Origin of the sequence: Pseudoramibacter faecis (assembly GCF_036289405.1) — a bacterium.
In the GTDB taxonomy this organism is placed as follows: Bacteria; Bacillota; Clostridia; order Eubacteriales; family Eubacteriaceae; genus Pseudoramibacter; species Pseudoramibacter faecis.
The window spans coordinates 17,387-33,878 of record NZ_JAYFFI010000002.1; the positions used below are offsets into that span (position 1 = coordinate 17,387).

Here is a 16,492-nt window from a genome sequence, read left to right on the forward strand (position 1 = left end):
CCTATTATATCAGAAAAAAAAACGCGGTCAAACAAAGGGGCTTGTCCCGACCGCAGCCCTTTTGATACAATGGTTTCACCAAGGGGGATATTAACATGTCACAACCGATTCAAACCGCCAAAACCTACGTCTTCGGCCATCAAAAACCGGACACGGATTCGATCTGTGCCTCGTTGGCCTACACCGCCTATAAAAAAGCGGTCGGCGACGAAAACATCGTCGCCTGCCGTCTCGGCCCTGTCAACAAAGAAACCCAGTTTGTCCTCGACACCTTTGACGTCGAGGCGCCGCAACTCATCCAAAGCGTCAAGCCCCAGGTTTCGGACATCAACTTCAACAACAGCGCCATGGTCACCGAAAACGCCTCGGTCTATAAAACCATGGCTTTAATCGTCGACAATCCCGGCCGTTCGCTGCCCGTGGTCGATGCCGATCAAAAACTCATCGGCATCGTCTCGCTGCCCGACATCATGCATGCCTACACCGATTCTTTCACCGAGGATTTTCTCAAACGCGCCGAAACACCCTACCAGAACATCATCGACCTGCTGGAAGCCCGGGTGGTCGGCGATAACGGCGCCACCGTCATCACCGGCGATCTTTATGACAATTCCCAGCTCGCCAAGGATGCCATGCTGCGCCCGGAGGACGTCATCCTGACCACCGCCAACGACGGCGCCCTGCGCCAGGCCTTTACCTTCGGCAGCCGCACCATCATCGTCTCGGACACGCCCGCCGGCACCACCCCGCCGATCCCGCGCAACTATGACGGGCTTGTCATCCTCACCCATAAGCGCCCCTTTCAGGTGATTCGCCTCTTGTCCCAAGGGATTCCCATCAAACGCTACATCAACCGGGATGCGGTCGAGTTCTTCATGCTGTCCGAAACCCTGGAAGATGTTAAAAGCAACATGGTCTCTTCGTCCCACAGCCGCTTTCCCGTCGTGGATGAAAACGGGCGCGTTATCGCCACCATCACCAAAAGTTCGCTGATCGATTTCGGCCGCAAAAGGGTGATCCTCGTCGATCATAACGAACGCACCCAGTCCATCGCCGGCCTTGACGATGCCGAAATCGCCGAGGTCATCGACCACCACCGCATCGCCGAAATCGCTACGGCCGCCCCCCTTTATATGCGCGTTGAGCCGGTGGGCTGTACCTGCACCATCATCACCAAAATGTTCAACGAAAAAGAGCTTGCCATCCCGAAGGCCATCGCCGGGCTATTGCTGTCGGCCATCATCTCCGACACCCTGCTCTTCAACTCGCCGACCTGCACCGATCAGGATCGTGCCGCGGCACAGCAGCTCGGAGCCATCGCCGGCGTCAACGTGAAGGAATACGGCCGCAAAATGCTGATCGCCGGTTCCAACCTCAGCGATATGAGCGTCCAGCAGATCATCGGCGCCGACCGCAAAATCTTCACCATGGGGAACTACAAAGTCGCCGTTTCCCAGATCAACACCGGCGACTACAAGGCCCTGTTTGAACATTTGCAAGCGCTGCTCGATCAGATGCGGGCCAACTGTGAGGCGGAGGGCACAGATCTCGCCATTTTGATGGTCACCGATATTGTGCTCGGCGGCTCGGAGCTGCTGGTAGCCGGCAAGCACCGAGAGCTGGTCCGCCAGGCCTTCGGCATCGAAGACGAGGACATCAGCCAGTTTTTCCCGGGAATGTTCTCCCGCAAAAAACAGGTGGTGCCGCCGCTGATGAACGCCGCGGCCCTTTTGTAATGCGCCATGCCCACTGTGCGCGCCGATGGTGCGCCGCCATCGCGGCTATCGCGCTTTGCCTCGCAACCTCCGGCTGCAGCGCGATCCATCTGGGCAGCCGCCCCATCAACCGCGAGGCCGGCGTGATCTCCCCGGGAAAACGATCTGACTATCGCGACGGCCGTTACACGGCCGCCACCGACACCACTGACACCTATGGCTTCGGCCAGCAGCTCATCCTCACCGTCCGCGACGGCATCATCACCCGGGCAGTCTTTGCCGAACGCAGGCCCGACGGCACTGCCAAGGCCGAATCCGCTCTGCCCTGGCTCAAAAACAAAACCATCCAGAGCACCGCAGCCCTGCGCCAGCAACTGGTCCGCGATCTGATCGCGCATCAGAATCCCCAGGTTGACACCGTGACCGGCGCGACGGAGACCAGCAGCACCTTTCGCCGTCTCGCCCGGGCTGCCCTTCGCAAAAGCTCCGACGCCGACTCTTCGCCGGCCGTCGTTTCGCCCGCCCGCACCTACGCAGCGACGCTTTCTTCGCCAAATGCCGCCGGCATTACCTGCGAACTTCGCATCCGCTACCGGCACGGCCGCATTTCCCGGATACACTTCCAGGAACACATGGACGGCAGGCCCCGCCGTTTCAGCAAGGCGCAAACCAAACAGCTCGACGGCTGGATGCAGTCGACCAAAGCCGGCAATACGCTGAGTCCCGTGGGCGACAGCGCCGCCGACCGCGACCTGCTCGCGGATTACAACACCGCACTGGCCGCCATTCGCCAGCAACGGCGGAACTTTTCCATGTAGCCAAAAGGCCCCCTTTCGAGATGAAAGGGGGCCTTTTGGCTGTCGACAAAGCCCGAAGTCCATTGATATGCACTTCCTTTTACTGGTTTTGCTCAGTAAAGGGTGACCCATATCATTTTGTGGGCAATGCGTTTTTTACGGAGATTATTAGGAATGTAAGGCGCTTCTTGTTTATGTGTCTTTTCTTTTTTGCTCGAACAGATTTCGCATATCTTTAATGCTGTTAACAAATCGCCACGTGTTGACAAATACACGGTACGGGTCCCTGGTGTGATCTTCGTAGCAGACGAAATCCGCCACGACTTTCATGGCGCCGATGATGCACATCGTTGGCAAAAAGTCGCGTTCTTCATCCGTTAATGGCCCAAGCGGACATTTGCGTTCGATCATCACATTATCGTAAATATTGACGAAACGCTGCATCTTTTCAAGCGGCACTGCTCCCCAGGTATCCGTGTTCCAGGATGCGATCGTTTGATAACCCATCCAGGCGATATCATAAATTCGGTAGTCGTAATTACACCAGTCCATGTCAAAGATGGCGCAGACGTTATCTTCGTCATCAAACATCAGGTTGCCTGGATTTAAATCCTTATGGTTGATGCATTTTTTAAACTTTTCGAATGCTTTTTTAGTTCCTTTGAGCAGAAAATCGTCGTTTCGATCAGATAAGGCATTTCCCTTTCAAGATATTCTGTAAAACGACGGAAAATAGGCATCTGCTTTTTTTCCTTGAGCGCTTTCGGAAAATCGACGCGCCAGCGGTCAAACTGATCCTCCAAAGACGGCTCGTGACGGCCGCTTTCGACCGGCGGTTTAAAGCCATATCCCCAAGCGTGAAATTTCGCAGTAATCTCCGCGCAGCCGTTAAATGCGTTTTTGCTGAGATTGTTGAATTCCCAGGAGTAGGGTTCATTGCCCTTAATGACATTGAAGACGGCGTAGTAATGGGTCTGCCCTTCAAACGTTTCGTGCAGCCAAGTGGTTCCGTACTTGGTTTTGATGGGCAGAATGGTTTGAACCTCACCACAGACTTTTTCGGCTAAATAAGATTCAAATGCGTGCTCATACAGAATATCCTGCTTTTCTTCTGACAGGTTGTACTGACGGACGTACCAGTTGGTTAGCACGTCATCCTTGTTGGCCAGGGCGATAAAACTTTTATTGGTGTCGCCCATTTTTACTTTTGAGAGTGTCACGATCGTGCCGATATCGTATTTCGTTTCCAAGAGAATCTTGACGAAGGATTCTAAATCAGTCATAAATTTCACCTTTCTCTCCTTATGACGTTTCATTCTCAACAGAGACCGTGTGATGCTCCCCCACATCAACGGTCTCTTGTTTGATCATTTATTGATTTTTTAAATCTTCTTGTAGGATTTCTATTATCGGTACGAACGTTCCAAAATGCCTTGAATATCCGCCACGGTTAACGGATCCGAATAACGGTCCATGTCCGCGATACCGGTATTATTGACGGTCATATCGGCTATTTTTGCGCAGTCTTCCTTTTGGATGCCGAAATTACTCATGGCAAGATGACGCATACCCGTGACATCAAGCAGGTGAATGAGACCATCGACAAAGCTTCTGCCCGATTTGGCAAAATCGCCGCCCATAAAGCCGCCCATTTCGTCAAAGAGATCGGGGAAATAACCGTAAACGCGCTTATAATATTCTTCAGCCATCATGATTAAACTGGCGCCATGGGCGACGTTCGGGAACAAACCGCCTAAGGTTTGCGCCGTGATATGGTGTGAGGTGCAGTTGATGAGCGATTGGGTGTACCCGGCCAAAATATTTGCCGCGTAAGACATATTGACGCGCGCCTCCAAGTGATTGCCGTCTTCCGACACGACGGGCAGCCATTTCGCCACGGTGCGAATGCCGTCTTCGGAATAAATATCGACCAGGCGGTTTTCATGGTTGTTGGTGATATAGCATTCGCTCAGGTGAAAGAGGGCGTCAAATCCCTGATACAGCGTCAGCGCGTGCGGCAGTGAAAGCATCAGCTCCGGATCGATGAGCGAAATGGCCGGGAAAGCCGCTTCAACCGTGAAGTCGAGCTTTTCATTCGTTTTTTCGTTGGTGATGACAAAATACGGGTCCGTTTCCGTTCCAGTCCCACAAGTCGTCGTAATGGTCATGACCGGCGCTGCTTTTGTAATTTCTTTTCTGCCGCCGCTACCGGAATAGGCATAATCCCAAAGATCGCCGCCGTTTACGAGCATGGCAGCCGCCGCCTTTGCCGTGTCGATACTGGAGCCGCCGCCAAGGCCGATGAAGAAGTCACAGCCTTCTTGCTGGGCAATGGTTTTAGCTTCCATGACGTATTTGCGCATCGGATTAGGCGTGATTTTATCGTAGACGACACTGTCCACGCCGTTTTCCTTTAGCAGCTTAACAACTTTCTGCTGGATGCCGAGCTGCGACATTAAGCCGTCAGCCGTGACAAAAATCATGGCCTTCTTGCCAGGCAGTTTCATATCCGCAAGTTCTTTCAAACGGCCCGCTCCGAATACGACGCGGGTGGGCGTGTAATGATCAACTTTAAACATGATGGTTATCCTTTATCAGGCTTAATCCAAGCTCAGCAACATCTGGACTTCTTCTTCGGGCAGGTCCGCGTAATGACCGCCGTCCACAAATTTTGCAATGGTCAAAATCTTCGCTGCGTTTTCGACGGATTCAAGTTTGTTGCAGGCGGCGAAAACATCTTCGCCGACGGAAAGCACGCCGTGGTTTGACAACAGCATGATGTCGCGGCCTTTGTTCAAAATCGGCTTAACACCCTTGTAAATATCGTCGGACCCCGGACGGCCGTACGGCACGACTTCGACGACCTTGTGATCCCAGATCATTTCTGCATGGCATTTGGATTCAATCGGCTTGCCGCACATGGCATAAGCCGTCATCCATGCCGGATGCGCGTGGACGACGCCGTTAATATTATCGCGCATCTTATAAACGGCCGCGTGCATTTTCAGTTCGGAAGAGGGGGCGAAAATGCCGGAAATCTGATTGCCGTCTTCATCAATGACACAGATTTTCTCCGGCGTGAGCGTCACCTTGCTCTTGCCCGAAGGCGTGATGTAAAGTAGGCCGTCTCTTTTAATGGAAACATTGCCTTCAAAAGCGTTGGCTAATCCCTTGTCGTCCAGCCTTTTTGCAACGGTAATAACGTCGCGAATTGCTTCAAAATCGATACCCATGGTTTCTCCTTTTCCTTTTTCGTTATGCAATGAAATAATTGAATTTTTAGCAGTTTGACAATACAATATTGACGCCCGTGTCCAAGATATTTTCAATGATCACCTTGCCCACATAGTACGGCGGCGTCGCCTGAGCCTTTTGAATGAGTGCCATCGCGTCAAAAACTTTGTTCTTTGGCATCGGCTTGTCAGAGCGCACCGGAATAATCGGGCGGCTGTAGTCTTTCGCCTTGACCGTGCTGGTTAAGGTTCGAACTGGGGAAATGTATTCACTGCGCGCATACGCTTCACCTCGTTTGCAGGAAAAGCCCGTCATTTCGCTGATCTGCTTGCCATCGCCCTTGACCGTAATACGGCAGCTGGAAGGACAGACGACACAAATGATTTCTTTTTCGTTCATGTTTTCGCTCATCTTTATGCCTCCGCGTTTCTCGTGACATTGACGACAATTTCACCGTCTGTTAATGCGTTGAGTTTGTTCGGCGCCACTTGAATGCGTTCGATTTCACCGGGGTTAACGTACTTCTTTTTAGCTTTGTACAGAACCATATCGCCGCAGGTCGCCTGAATGGTGACGTCCTGTGTCGGCGCAAGTACGCGGAAATACATCTTGACCGGCACTTCCACAGAACCCACCTCGATAGACTGCGGCACCATGTAACGAACTAGATTGCCGGGCTTTACGGGAATATATTTGATTTCTTCCGAATGTTTATTCATAGCGTACTTCGCGGCATATTTACCGGCGATTTCACTTTCTGTCGAAACACTATCGACCAAATCGTTGACGTGAACGACGTTACCGCAAGCAAAGATGCCGTCAACCTTTGTCATCATCGTGTTGTCGACAATCGGCCCTTTTGTGACGGAATCAAGTTTAACACCGGCTGATTTGGATACTTCGTTTTCTGGGATCAATCCAACGGAAAGCAATATGGTGTCGCAATCAATATCGAATTCCGTCCCCGGAATCGGCTTTCGGTGTTCGTCGACTTCGGCCACGGTCACCTGTTTAACGCGCTTTTTCCCTTTGATGTCGACGATCGTGTGACTTAAATAAAGCGGAATGTCAAAGTCGTCCAGACATTGCACTCGGTTTCGAGTCAACCCGGCCAGATACGGCATCACTTCCACCACGGCTTTAACTTTTGCGCCTTCAAGCGTCATGCGACGCGCCATGATCATCCCGATATCGCCGGAGCCGACAATAACGATTTCGTTGCCGACAATGTGGTTTTGCACGTTGCAAAACCGCTGCGCTGTGCCGGCGGTGTAAATTCCCGCGGGTCTGCTTCCCGGGATGACAATCTGTGCTCTTGTGCGTTCGCGACATCCCATCGCTAAGACGATGGCACCGGCTTTAATTCGAATGGCTCCGGTTTTATTCGCCGCGTGAATCCGATGTTCCTTGCCGTCGATGCTTAAGACCATGGTGTTCATCATCATCTCCACACCAAGTTCTTCATTCTTTTCGATGAAGCGGTGCGCGTATTCCGGACCGGCCAGTTCTTCTTTGAAATACTTCAGGCCGAACCCCGGATGAATACACTGTTCCAAAATGCCGCCGGGCCGAAAATCGCGTTCGATGATGACAACTTTTTCGGTTCCTTCATTTTTAGCCGCGGCCGCAGCCGCCAGACCCGCAGGACCGGCGCCGATGATCGCCACATCATAATATAATTCGCTCATTTTATGTCTCCTCACGCTTTGTTTACTCTGGCCAGCATTTCGGATCCTGGCTCGTTCTTGCAGATCTCTTCTTCTATGACGCCAAGTTCTCTAGCGAGGATTTCCACAACCCTGGGTCCGCAAAAACCGCCTTGGCAGCGGCCCATACCAGCCCGCAAGCGTCTTTTGATCGCATCGACCGACCGCGCACCGGGTCCTTTGTGGATGGCCTGAATGATTTCCGCTTCGGTCACGGTTTCACAACGACAGATGACATTCCCATAGCGCGGATCTTCCTTAATGGCTGCGTCTCTTCCGGCTTCCGTCATTTCAGCAAACCGCTTGATGGCGGTGCGTTTGGCGTTCCAGCTTTCCTTTTCGACCATTTCAAGGCCTTCGTCGTCCAGAATTTCGGCCACGTATTTTGCGACGCCCGGTGCGGCGCTGACACCCTGATTGATGCCGACGGCTTCAATATAGCCTTTGCATCCGTCGACGGCCCGAATACGCCAATCCGTCTTCGGATAAATCGCCGGGCGCACGCCGCAGAACTGTGTGACAGAATCCATCGGATTGACGGCCGGAATCATCTTTCGGCAGTCGTCAATGATGCTGTCAAGCGTCGCCGCGTCGGTGCTGGTATCTTCCCGATCGTACATGTTCTCGGCGGATGGACCGACTAAGAGGTTGCCGTGCATCGTCGGTGTTAAAAGACGACCGCGACTGACCGGTGTCGGCAGCGGAACGATGATGTGCTCCGGCGTGTAAGGCAGGTTTTTATCCAACACGAAAAACTGTCCGGTTCTCGGGTAATTGTAATAATCACAAAATCCGACGGTATGTGCTAACTTGTCTGCGTAAATGGCGGCCGCGTTAATCGCAAAATGGCAGGCGATCTCGCCTTTGTCGGTCGTAACGGAAACCACCTGATGAGTGTGGTCGTCCGCATTGATCTTGGTCACGGTCGTGCCGAGCATCAGGTGAACGCCATTGTCCATTGCGTTTTCCACGAAGGCGAGCATCAATTCCATCACATCGACGATGGCTTCATTTGGAACGAGAAGCCCCCCGACGATATCCGAATTGATAGATGGTTCCATTTCGTGAACGCGCTTTTTAGAAAGCATCTGCACGTTGTATTCGCCGTTTAAAATGGCTCTTTTCTTGATCTGATGCAGACGCGTCATTTCATCTTCATTATGTGCGACGTAGATCATCCCAATGCGCTTCATTTCCACATCGAGATCTCTACAAATTTGATCGTAGGCTTTGTTGGATGCCGAAGTCAGCCTTGACTCCAGAGACCCCGGTGTGGCATCATGCCCGCTGCAAAGTGTCGCGCTGTTACACTTTGATGCATAACCGCCGACATCTTCATTGCGATCAATGAGGGTCACATCCAACTGATAACGGGAAAGCTCTCGTGCAATAGCCGACCCCGTCGCCCCGGCGCCAATGATTACAACATCTGTTTGTTTCATTCTGCTTATCTCCTGACTACATATTTTGTCACGTGCACCGCGCCTCCGTCGTGCCGCAAATGACAACTTGACCAAAAGAATGTTGCATACCACAGTTGATATATGTGGATTTCTTTGACGATGCTACTTTAGCACGAAAAAAATCCCTTGTCAAGACGTTTACACGCCTCGCAAGGGAGATGATTTCAAAAATCAATCCAAATATTATCAGCTTATTTTTGAAATACAACACAATCCAACATTATGTGTCACTTACGCTTTTGAAGCTCGGATGATGTCGATGCCCAGATCTGTGATGTCCGTATGATCGCCCGCGCTGACGTTCCAATCTGTGATAATCGTATCAACAGCGCCGATATCCGCGATTTTACGAAAAGCAACGGTGCCGAATTTCGTAAAATCATTGAGCATGATAATTTTTCGGCCAGTCTTTAAAACCGTTTTGGTTAGTTCCACTTCAGTCTCGTTGTAATCCGTGATGCCCTGCTTGACCGTGATGCCGGCGGCGCTGAACAAGACAACGTCGACGTTGAACTGGCTGAATGTGTCTTCGGTTGCGGAGCCCATTAACTTCTGGTCTTCCTGCCAGAGCACGCCGCCCACTAAAATGACGCGGTTTTCCTTGTTTTTAGCGATCTGTTGGGCCAGCATGATGGAATTGGTCACAACCGTCAGACGGTTTTTTAATGTTAAAAACTTCCCCATGGGCCAAGTCGTCGTTGAGGAAACAATGGCGACGGACATCCCATCGTCGATATATTTTGCCGCTTCTGAGCAGATAGCTTCTTTCTCCTGGCGATTCTTTTTAATCCGCAAATCGATTTGATATTCATTGGTGGTCGGCGAGTCGTAAACGGCGCCGCCGTGAACAACTCTGAGCAGTCCTTTCTTTTCCATTTCCGAAAAATCCCTGCGGATGGTTTCGTCCGATACTTCGAATAAGGTCTTAAGCTCGCTGACCCGGACATTGTTCTGCTGGCAGATGAGGTCCAGGATGATGTTCTGTCGTTCGCTTTTTAACATATCTTCCCCTTTTTTGTGCACCTTTCATGTGTTAAATGTCCGGAAAGTCCACAAGAGTACCCACCCGGATTTTAGAGAAAAAAATATTTTTTTGTTTAAGGATTCTTTATAAACGTCCATCCCCATTCATATTACTTGAAAGCGCTGCACAGTGTCAAGCTGCCTTTTGCGGCGATTTTGTGCAGCCTAAACCCGCTTTGTGAAAGATTTTTAAAAAGAAAAAGGCAGCCGCAGCTGCCCCAGTAATGATGATGTTAAAAAACTTTGTTTCCGTGACCGGGAATATAGACGAGTTTCTTTTTTCCCGACGCGGTAACCTGATACGTTAATATTTCTTCGTGATTTTCTTCCACAAGGCCGACAGATTTTATCATACCGACGCGGCAGTAGCAGAGAATCATCTTTTCCAAATAGTCTGGATCGGTTAGTTTTGACTTGCCATATTCCTTTGTTAAGACGTCTGACAGTTCATTTGAGCTGATGGGGCGGTCGTTGAGGGCGAAATATTCTAAGACCCTCGCCTTGACGGGTAATTTTGCTGTCATGTTGATTCCCTCCGTTAATCTTCTTCCGTACTTCTAAGAGAGAATAGTTCTGAAGGCTTCGCGACGACCATCACAATCCCGACGACGACCACAATCGCGCCGATGATGCCGGCGATATTGACGTGATATGGCAAGATGCCGGCAGCCTGCATCGCAAAACCGACGGGGATACTCCAAAACGTACTGGTGAACAAAATGGCTTCCGCTTTGGCAGCCCCGCAGTAGTTATACGAACAGTAAGCCATATTATATTGGAGAAACATGGCAATTGCCGTGCAGAGCATGAAGAGCATGCAACGGTTGTTCGACGTGATGAGCGTGACTAATTGCCCAATCCACGCGTCGTGTCCCGTTACAGCGGAAAGGAAGATCGCAATGACCACCTGGAAAATGCCGCTGGCGACCATGCGATACATGGGGCAGGAAAACATAGGGTCTGTAACGTCGACCGCGTGTGTGCCGATAATGCCTTCCAAGGCGAAAGCGATCGGGCAGACGCAGGCAATGGCGATGCCGACCGCGAATTGCGACGAGCCGGACGGGGCACCGATCAAACAGGCGATTAACGCACCGACAATGGAAATAACAATGCCGGTCCATGCACGTCCGCTGATTTTTTCTTTGAGGAAAATGCGACTTAAAAAGCAGGTAATGATCGGCGCCATGGCCACAATACAGGCCGCGTAAGTTGTCCCGCACAGCGAATAAGCCACCACGGTGCATCCAGTTCCGATCGGTCCCGCGATAAGAGCAGACAGCATAATCATCCTGCCGGATTTTACACGCCAGTTCCGACCGATTTCAGCGGCCGGAATGCCGCGAACGATGTTCCAAATCAAACAAAAAACCCCACCGGAAAATTCACAAATGCCGAGTGTGAAAATACTCATGATATAACTCGCGAGCAATGTACTGTGAAACTGGCCGTTAATTTGGTTCGTCGTCGCCACGTTGAAATTTGGAAAAACGATGTTGAGCACCGCGCTGATGAATGCGATGGTTAATCCGAACGCGATCATCCTCATCTGTTTTTTCTGATACAGCGCTTCAACCCGCTCCTTGACAAACATGACTTGCCCCTGTGCGCCATTTCCCGTCGCGGGGGAAGCCATTTTTGTAACTTTGTCCATAAAAATACCCTCCTTCTTGTTGAAAACAACAGAAAATTAATTTGAATTATGTTGAATCAATAAAAATCTCCCCCTTACATTACGATGGCAACCTCCTTGAAACACAAGATATCACAATTTTGAATCCGTGTAAAACGGCTAAAAACCGGTATTTTTAAAGAAAAATTTTTGCGATCTGCATTTTTTGCGCACCCTTTTCAAAATCCAACATAAATCAACAGTTATGTTTTCGGTGACTTATCTGAATAGTCGGTCTATATGCATATTCCAATGCCGATACCATTGTTGTTTAAGCGCACCGATGCAACAAAAAACCGATTAAAGCCTCCTGCAATTTTTTATCCATGAATGAAAACAATATTTATTAAATGTTTTAAAAGTTTGTGGTGAATCTTGAATTTCGCAGCTCTGAAGAACCCATGCAGCCCATCGAAGTTTATACAGATTGTGATCACCACGTATTCAGGGCAAACCAAAAAGACCTGACCTCTTGCGAAACAAGAAATCAGGCCTTAGCAGCTCATTTATTATTTTATCTGATTTTTTGGCCACTCCCAGATGGCCCTTTGGTTTTTACAAAATCGCTTCGGCGATGATCTGATCGATCCGGCGCACATCGGCGCCGCGCTTCAGGCTGATTTTAAAATTACCGAGCTTAGTCCACAGTTCCACTTCCGCCGTGAGGTCAAGGTGACCGGCGTTTTCCGTGGAATACATCTCGATGGCGCGGTAGGGCAGCGAAAAAATTTCCTTTTTCTTGCCGGTGAGGCCCTGCACATTGCGCACGATCAGACGCCGATCGGTAAAAATAGCCGCATCCCGAAGCGTTTTAAACGCGCAGACGGGCTTTTCCCCGGCGATGAGCAGATCATAAACGTCCGACGGCAGATCAATCTCCCGAATGAAGACCCATTCCATGACCATTTCAATCTCCTGTCCCATGATGCTTCTCCTGTTCTTCTCTTTCACGCACCAGCTCAATAGCCTCTTTCCCGCTGAGGTGATCGATAGTGATCACGATGATTTTAGTCGCCGCCAATTCCCGATTGATTTCCGCCGTCCGGCCCGCGTCGTCGCCGGGGTTGTATTTTTTGCCCAGGGCGTGAAGCATGGCTCGCATCGTGTCCGGGTCTTCTTCAACCGCGGCGCGCCCGAAGGCGATCGCCGAGCGAAAATAGGTGGTGTATGCCGCCGGGACCACGGTGTCGTCGTCGATCACGCAAAACGAAACCTTGAGTTCCCGGGCGATGGCGTCGATCTTGTGACCGGTCTTCGCCCCGTGAATCACAATTTTCCCATCGACCATCACATAGTTCACCGGCACGCCGTAGGGATAGCCGTCGTCGCCGGCCACCGAAAGCACCCCCGTCTGGCCGCGCTCCAAAATGGCCCGGCTTTCCGCCTCGGAAAGGGCCTGCCGAATTCTTCGCATGGGTCTGAACATCGCACTGCCTCCTTTTAAAAAATGCGCCGGCCGCCATCGATAACCGATGACGGCCGGCGCTTCCGTTTGGATTGATTTTTTTATTTTAGCACAGGATGGCCGCCCTGTGAATCCCGAATTAATCGCTGATATCAAAATCCCGGGTAAACTGCACCGCGTAATCCGGATAAACCGCTTCGATTCGGCTGCGGATATCGTTCAGAATCGCTTCGGCATCCGGCGCAGCAAAGTCGATCACCACGTCCAAAGACATGCGCTTGGACGCCTCATCCACATAAAAGCCGTGGGTCTGAAGAATATGATCGTGGTCCTCCACGATGGCCATGACGGCATCGCGCATGGCCACCACTTTCGGATTCCGGGTATTCGCCGAGTAAATGCCCACTCCCTCGAGCATCACGCCGTTTTCCGCGTGCACCTTGTGCATGATGCGCCGGGTCGGCTCGTCGATATCGCCGGCCGTCATCGTGTCGGCCGCGTGCACCGAGCCGATGAGAAAATCCGGGCCATAGTTGTGAAGAATCAAATCGTAGGCGCCTTCCACCTCCGGAAAGCTTGTGATCGCAGCCTTAAGCTCTCGGTCCTTTTCCCGCTGTACCCGCTCGCCAAAGATCTCCGACAGGGTTTCCCGCGGCATGTCGACGCCGGACTTGATGATGACAATCGCAACGATCGCCCCGAGCCAAGCCTCCAGTGAGATCCTAAAAATCAAATAAATGCCCGCCGCCGCCAAGGTTGACGCCGAAATCACGGCATCCATCGCCGCGTCGTGCCCGAGGCGATCAGCGAATCTGAACGCACGCGTTTCCCCCGTAGCCTTCACAAAGCGGCCTGGCACCACCTTGACCAGCACGCCGGCGGCGACGATCCCCAGCGCCACGGCGGTATAATCCGGTTTCGCCGGACGGATAATCGCCGCGACGGATTCTTTGAACGCGGTCACCCCAGCGTACGGCACGATAAAAGCGATGATGGTCGCCGTGAGATATTCGATGCGGCCGCAGCCCATCGGATGTCTTTTGTCCGGCTGTTTGCCGGCAAGCTTTGTGCCCACAATGGTGATGGTCGGCGACAGCGCGTCGCTGAGATTGTTCACCGCGTCAAGGGTAATGGCAATGGAGCGGGACAGCATCCCCACCGCCGCCTCGAAACCGGCCAACAGCACGTTGGCCAAAATGCCGATGACGCTGGTGCGCACGATTACCTGGTGGCGGTTGTTTTCGTCTTTGGTATTTTTGCGTGTTTCTTTAGACATCCTGTTGCCTCTTTTAACTATATTGATTTTACGCAATTTAATAATCCGCGCGTTCTTTGATTTTGTCAAATTTCTTTTTGCACTGGTCGCCCGTTTTTGTCTTTTCGGATTTTTCCGGGCATCAAAAAACGGATCCGCAGGGATCCGTTTTTCATATCAAAGTCTTTTGTTTTGGGTTCAGGCTTCCGCATCGTCCGAAACTGCCGGCGCATCATCCGTCAGATCGGCCGGTTTCTCCGCCAAAACCGCCATGAATTCTTCGCCGGTAATGGTTTCTTTTTCGTATAGATGCATCGCCAGGCGATCCAAAATATCGCGGTGATCCGTCAGCAATTGTCTGGCCTTGTCGTGCTGCTCCCGCACCAAGGCGACTACTTTTTCGTCGATGCGCTTTTGGGTATCCGGCGCGCACGCCAGCGAGGTGTCCCCGCCCAGATAGGCGTTTTCCACCGTTTCCAGCGCCACCATGTCGAAGTCGTCGCTCATGCCGTAGCGGGTGACCATGGCGCGGGCCAGACGGGTCGCCTGCTCAATATCGTTGGAGGCGCCGGTGGAAACCGAACCGATGGCCACTTCCTCTGCCGCGCGACCAGCCGTCAGCGTCGCGATTTTGTTGGCCAGTTCCTCCCGGGACATCAGGTATTTATCGTTCTCTTCCACCTGCATGGTATAGCCCAGCGCGCCGGATGTCCGGGGGATGATGGTGATCTTCTGCACCGGGGCCGAATGGCTTTGCAGCGCCGCCACCAGCGCGTGTCCCGTTTCGTGATAGGCCACGATCTTCTTTTCTTCCTCGGAGAGAATGGCGTTCTTCTTTTGATAGCCGGCGATAACGACCTCCACGCTCTCCTCCAGGTCTTCCTGGGTCACAAACTGCCGCTTGTCCCGCACGGCGCGCAGCGCCGCCTCGTTGACGATATTGGCCAGCTCCGCCCCGGAGGCCCCGGCGGCCATCCGGGCGATGGCGTTAAAGTCGATGCCGCCCGCCTTTTTAACCTTGCGGGCATGCACCGCCAAAATGGCCTCCCGTCCCTTGAGGTCCGGCAGATCCACCGGCACCCGCCGGTCGAAACGGCCCGGCCGGGTCAGCGCCGGATCGAGGGATTCCGGCCGATTGGTTGCCGCCAGAACCACCACGCCGTTGTTTTCGTCAAAGCCGTCCATCTCGGTGAGCAACTGATTCAGCGTCTGCTCTCGTTCGTCGTTGCTGGAAAACTTGCCGCCGGCGCGCTTTTGTCCAATGGCGTCAATTTCATCCACAAAGACGATGCAGGGGGCCTTTTCCTTCGCCTGCTTAAAGAGATCGCGCACCTTCGACGCGCCCATCCCCACAAACATCTCCACAAATTCCGAGCCGGAGATCGAGAAGAACGGCACGTTAGCTTCGTCGGCCACCGCTTTGGCCAGCATGGTTTTGCCGGTGCCCGGAGGTCCCACCAAAAGCACGCCCTTGGGCATCGTCGCGCCGATATTGGCGTATTGTTTCGGGTCGTCCAGATAGCTGACGATCTCCGACAGATTTTCCTTGGCCTCTTCTTCGCCGGCCACATCGCTGAAATGGATGCTGTCCGCCGAAGGTTCGTACACCCGGGCGTTGCTCTTGCCCAGATTGAAGGGCATGCTGCCGCCGCCGATACCGCCCATCTGGCTGCTCATGCGCCGGCTGACCCAGCGCCCCAGCAGAATAAAGATGAGAATGGGCAGCACCCAGCCGATGAGGAAGGACACAATAGGATTATTGGTCTGATCCACGTTGCGCTTAAAGCTCGCCCCGGAGTTGTAAAGCCGCTCTGTTAAATTGGGATCGTCCATCCGGGCCGTCTTGTAATATTGGCTCTTCGCCTTGTTGCTGAACACAATGGTGCTGTCCTTCACCTCGACGTCGCCGATTTTTTTATTTTTCGTCATCGTGATAAAGGTATTGTAATTCACTGTCTTGGTCTGCCGCTGATTCAACATCGGTGCCACCAGGGCGTTAAAAACGATAATGAGCACTGCCACGAGCACATAATAAAAAATCATGGGTCGCTTGGGTGTTTCTACTTTTTTCATAATGATTCCCTCTCCGATCAAGTTTAAATAACTCGGCTGCCGACCGCCGCTGAAAAAAATTGCGTTTGATTTTCTTTTGTTTCACTTGACGATGGGGTATTGTAACAATCTTTGTCTTAAAAAAGCTTAAGCCCGTTTTTCTTGCGCCG

Annotated in this window: 16 protein-coding genes; 2 read left to right on the forward strand and 14 right to left on the reverse strand. The window is 52.0% G+C overall.

Annotation, left to right across the window (positions count from 1 at the left end; all coding sequences use genetic code 11):
- Nucleotides 1-95 precede the first annotated feature (95 nt).
- Nucleotides 96-1,736, forward strand: a complete 1,641-nt coding sequence (locus V3C63_RS02700) for a putative manganese-dependent inorganic diphosphatase (protein WP_329886289.1) — start codon at nucleotides 96-98, stop codon at nucleotides 1,734-1,736.
- A complete protein-coding gene (locus tag V3C63_RS02705) occupies nucleotides 1,736-2,533 on the forward strand; it encodes an FMN-binding protein (RefSeq protein WP_329886290.1) in 798 nt (265 codons plus the stop codon). The genes V3C63_RS02700 and V3C63_RS02705 overlap by 1 nt, the downstream gene beginning before the upstream one ends.
- Before the next feature lie 171 nt (nucleotides 2,534-2,704).
- On the opposite strand, the gene V3C63_RS02710 is transcribed toward V3C63_RS02705, so the two are convergent.
- The 14 genes from V3C63_RS02710 to ftsH form a co-directional block, all read right to left on the reverse strand.
- Nucleotides 2,705-3,103 (reverse strand): protein kinase family protein, encoded by a 399-nt coding sequence (locus V3C63_RS02710; protein WP_329886291.1) that lies wholly within the window; start codon nucleotides 3,101-3,103, stop codon nucleotides 2,705-2,707.
- Between the two features lie 14 nt (nucleotides 3,104-3,117).
- On the reverse strand, nucleotides 3,118-3,795 hold the full coding sequence (locus V3C63_RS02715; RefSeq protein WP_329886459.1) for a phosphotransferase: 678 nt from the start codon (nucleotides 3,793-3,795) through the stop codon (nucleotides 3,118-3,120).
- Between the two features lie 123 nt (nucleotides 3,796-3,918).
- Nucleotides 3,919-5,091: an iron-containing alcohol dehydrogenase gene (locus V3C63_RS02720; protein WP_329886292.1), complete on the reverse strand. Its 1,173-nt coding sequence runs from the start codon at nucleotides 5,089-5,091 to the stop codon at nucleotides 3,919-3,921.
- A 21-nt stretch (nucleotides 5,092-5,112) separates the two neighbouring features.
- Nucleotides 5,113-5,745: a class II aldolase/adducin family protein gene (locus V3C63_RS02725; RefSeq protein ID WP_329886293.1), complete on the reverse strand. Its 633-nt coding sequence runs from the start codon at nucleotides 5,743-5,745 to the stop codon at nucleotides 5,113-5,115.
- A 46-nt stretch (nucleotides 5,746-5,791) separates the two neighbouring features.
- Nucleotides 5,792-6,157, reverse strand: a complete 366-nt coding sequence (locus V3C63_RS02730; protein ID WP_329886294.1) for a DUF1667 domain-containing protein — start codon at nucleotides 6,155-6,157, stop codon at nucleotides 5,792-5,794.
- Between the two features lie 2 nt (nucleotides 6,158-6,159).
- Nucleotides 6,160-7,434, reverse strand: a complete 1,275-nt coding sequence (locus V3C63_RS02735; RefSeq protein ID WP_329886295.1) for an NAD(P)/FAD-dependent oxidoreductase — start codon at nucleotides 7,432-7,434, stop codon at nucleotides 6,160-6,162.
- An 11-nt stretch (nucleotides 7,435-7,445) separates the two neighbouring features.
- Nucleotides 7,446-8,894 (reverse strand): NAD(P)/FAD-dependent oxidoreductase, encoded by a 1,449-nt coding sequence (locus tag V3C63_RS02740; protein ID WP_329886296.1) that lies wholly within the window; start codon nucleotides 8,892-8,894, stop codon nucleotides 7,446-7,448.
- A gap of 252 nt (nucleotides 8,895-9,146) precedes the next feature.
- Nucleotides 9,147-9,917 carry a DeoR/GlpR family DNA-binding transcription regulator gene (locus tag V3C63_RS02745; RefSeq protein WP_329886297.1) on the reverse strand — a complete coding sequence of 257 codons (771 nt, stop codon included), beginning with the start codon at nucleotides 9,915-9,917 and terminating at the stop codon, nucleotides 9,147-9,149.
- 254 nt (nucleotides 9,918-10,171) lie between these two features.
- The gene (locus tag V3C63_RS02750) at nucleotides 10,172-10,462 is read right to left on the reverse strand and encodes a hypothetical protein (RefSeq protein WP_329886298.1); all 291 of its coding nucleotides are present in this window, start codon (nucleotides 10,460-10,462) and stop codon (nucleotides 10,172-10,174) included.
- Between the two features lie 14 nt (nucleotides 10,463-10,476).
- Nucleotides 10,477-11,592, reverse strand: coding sequence for a DMT family transporter (locus V3C63_RS02755; protein ID WP_329886299.1), 1,116 nt, complete (start codon nucleotides 11,590-11,592; stop codon nucleotides 10,477-10,479).
- Nucleotides 11,593-12,165: 573 nt separating this feature from the next.
- Nucleotides 12,166-12,534 (reverse strand): PH domain-containing protein, encoded by a 369-nt coding sequence (locus tag V3C63_RS02760; protein WP_329886300.1) that lies wholly within the window; start codon nucleotides 12,532-12,534, stop codon nucleotides 12,166-12,168.
- Nucleotides 12,518-13,036, reverse strand: coding sequence for a pyridoxamine 5'-phosphate oxidase family protein (locus V3C63_RS02765; protein ID WP_329886301.1), 519 nt, complete (start codon nucleotides 13,034-13,036; stop codon nucleotides 12,518-12,520). The genes V3C63_RS02760 and V3C63_RS02765 overlap by 17 nt, the downstream gene beginning before the upstream one ends.
- A 118-nt stretch (nucleotides 13,037-13,154) precedes the next feature.
- Nucleotides 13,155-14,291 carry a cation diffusion facilitator family transporter gene (locus tag V3C63_RS02770; RefSeq protein ID WP_329886302.1) on the reverse strand — a complete coding sequence of 379 codons (1,137 nt, stop codon included), beginning with the start codon at nucleotides 14,289-14,291 and terminating at the stop codon, nucleotides 13,155-13,157.
- A gap of 177 nt (nucleotides 14,292-14,468) precedes the next feature.
- On the reverse strand, nucleotides 14,469-16,343 hold the full coding sequence (gene ftsH, locus V3C63_RS02775) for an ATP-dependent zinc metalloprotease FtsH (protein ID WP_329886303.1): 1,875 nt from the start codon (nucleotides 16,341-16,343) through the stop codon (nucleotides 14,469-14,471).
- Between the last annotated feature and the right edge of the window lie 149 nt (nucleotides 16,344-16,492).

Coding starts and splice junctions, on each gene's coding strand:
- V3C63_RS02700 (WP_329886289.1), top strand. CDS start 96: ATGTCACAACCGATTCAAACCGCCAAAACCTACGTCTTCGGCCATCAA.
- V3C63_RS02705 (WP_329886290.1), top strand. CDS start 1,736: ATGCGCCATGCCCACTGTGCGCGCCGATGGTGCGCCGCCATCGCGGCT.
- V3C63_RS02710 (WP_329886291.1), bottom strand. CDS start 3,103: ATGTTTGATGACGAAGATAACGTCTGCGCCATCTTTGACATGGACTGG.
- V3C63_RS02715 (WP_329886459.1), bottom strand. CDS start 3,795: ATGACTGATTTAGAATCCTTCGTCAAGATTCTCTTGGAAACGAAATAC.
- V3C63_RS02720 (WP_329886292.1), bottom strand. CDS start 5,091: ATGTTTAAAGTTGATCATTACACGCCCACCCGCGTCGTATTCGGAGCG.
- V3C63_RS02725 (WP_329886293.1), bottom strand. CDS start 5,745: ATGGGTATCGATTTTGAAGCAATTCGCGACGTTATTACCGTTGCAAAA.
- V3C63_RS02730 (WP_329886294.1), bottom strand. CDS start 6,157: ATGAGCGAAAACATGAACGAAAAAGAAATCATTTGTGTCGTCTGTCCT.
- V3C63_RS02735 (WP_329886295.1), bottom strand. CDS start 7,434: ATGAGCGAATTATATTATGATGTGGCGATCATCGGCGCCGGTCCTGCG.
- V3C63_RS02740 (WP_329886296.1), bottom strand. CDS start 8,894: ATGAAACAAACAGATGTTGTAATCATTGGCGCCGGGGCGACGGGGTCG.
- V3C63_RS02745 (WP_329886297.1), bottom strand. CDS start 9,917: ATGTTAAAAAGCGAACGACAGAACATCATCCTGGACCTCATCTGCCAG.
- V3C63_RS02750 (WP_329886298.1), bottom strand. CDS start 10,462: ATGACAGCAAAATTACCCGTCAAGGCGAGGGTCTTAGAATATTTCGCC.
- V3C63_RS02755 (WP_329886299.1), bottom strand. CDS start 11,592: ATGGACAAAGTTACAAAAATGGCTTCCCCCGCGACGGGAAATGGCGCA.
- V3C63_RS02760 (WP_329886300.1), bottom strand. CDS start 12,534: ATGGGACAGGAGATTGAAATGGTCATGGAATGGGTCTTCATTCGGGAG.
- V3C63_RS02765 (WP_329886301.1), bottom strand. CDS start 13,036: ATGTTCAGACCCATGCGAAGAATTCGGCAGGCCCTTTCCGAGGCGGAA.
- V3C63_RS02770 (WP_329886302.1), bottom strand. CDS start 14,291: ATGTCTAAAGAAACACGCAAAAATACCAAAGACGAAAACAACCGCCAC.
- ftsH (WP_329886303.1), bottom strand. CDS start 16,343: ATGAAAAAAGTAGAAACACCCAAGCGACCCATGATTTTTTATTATGTG.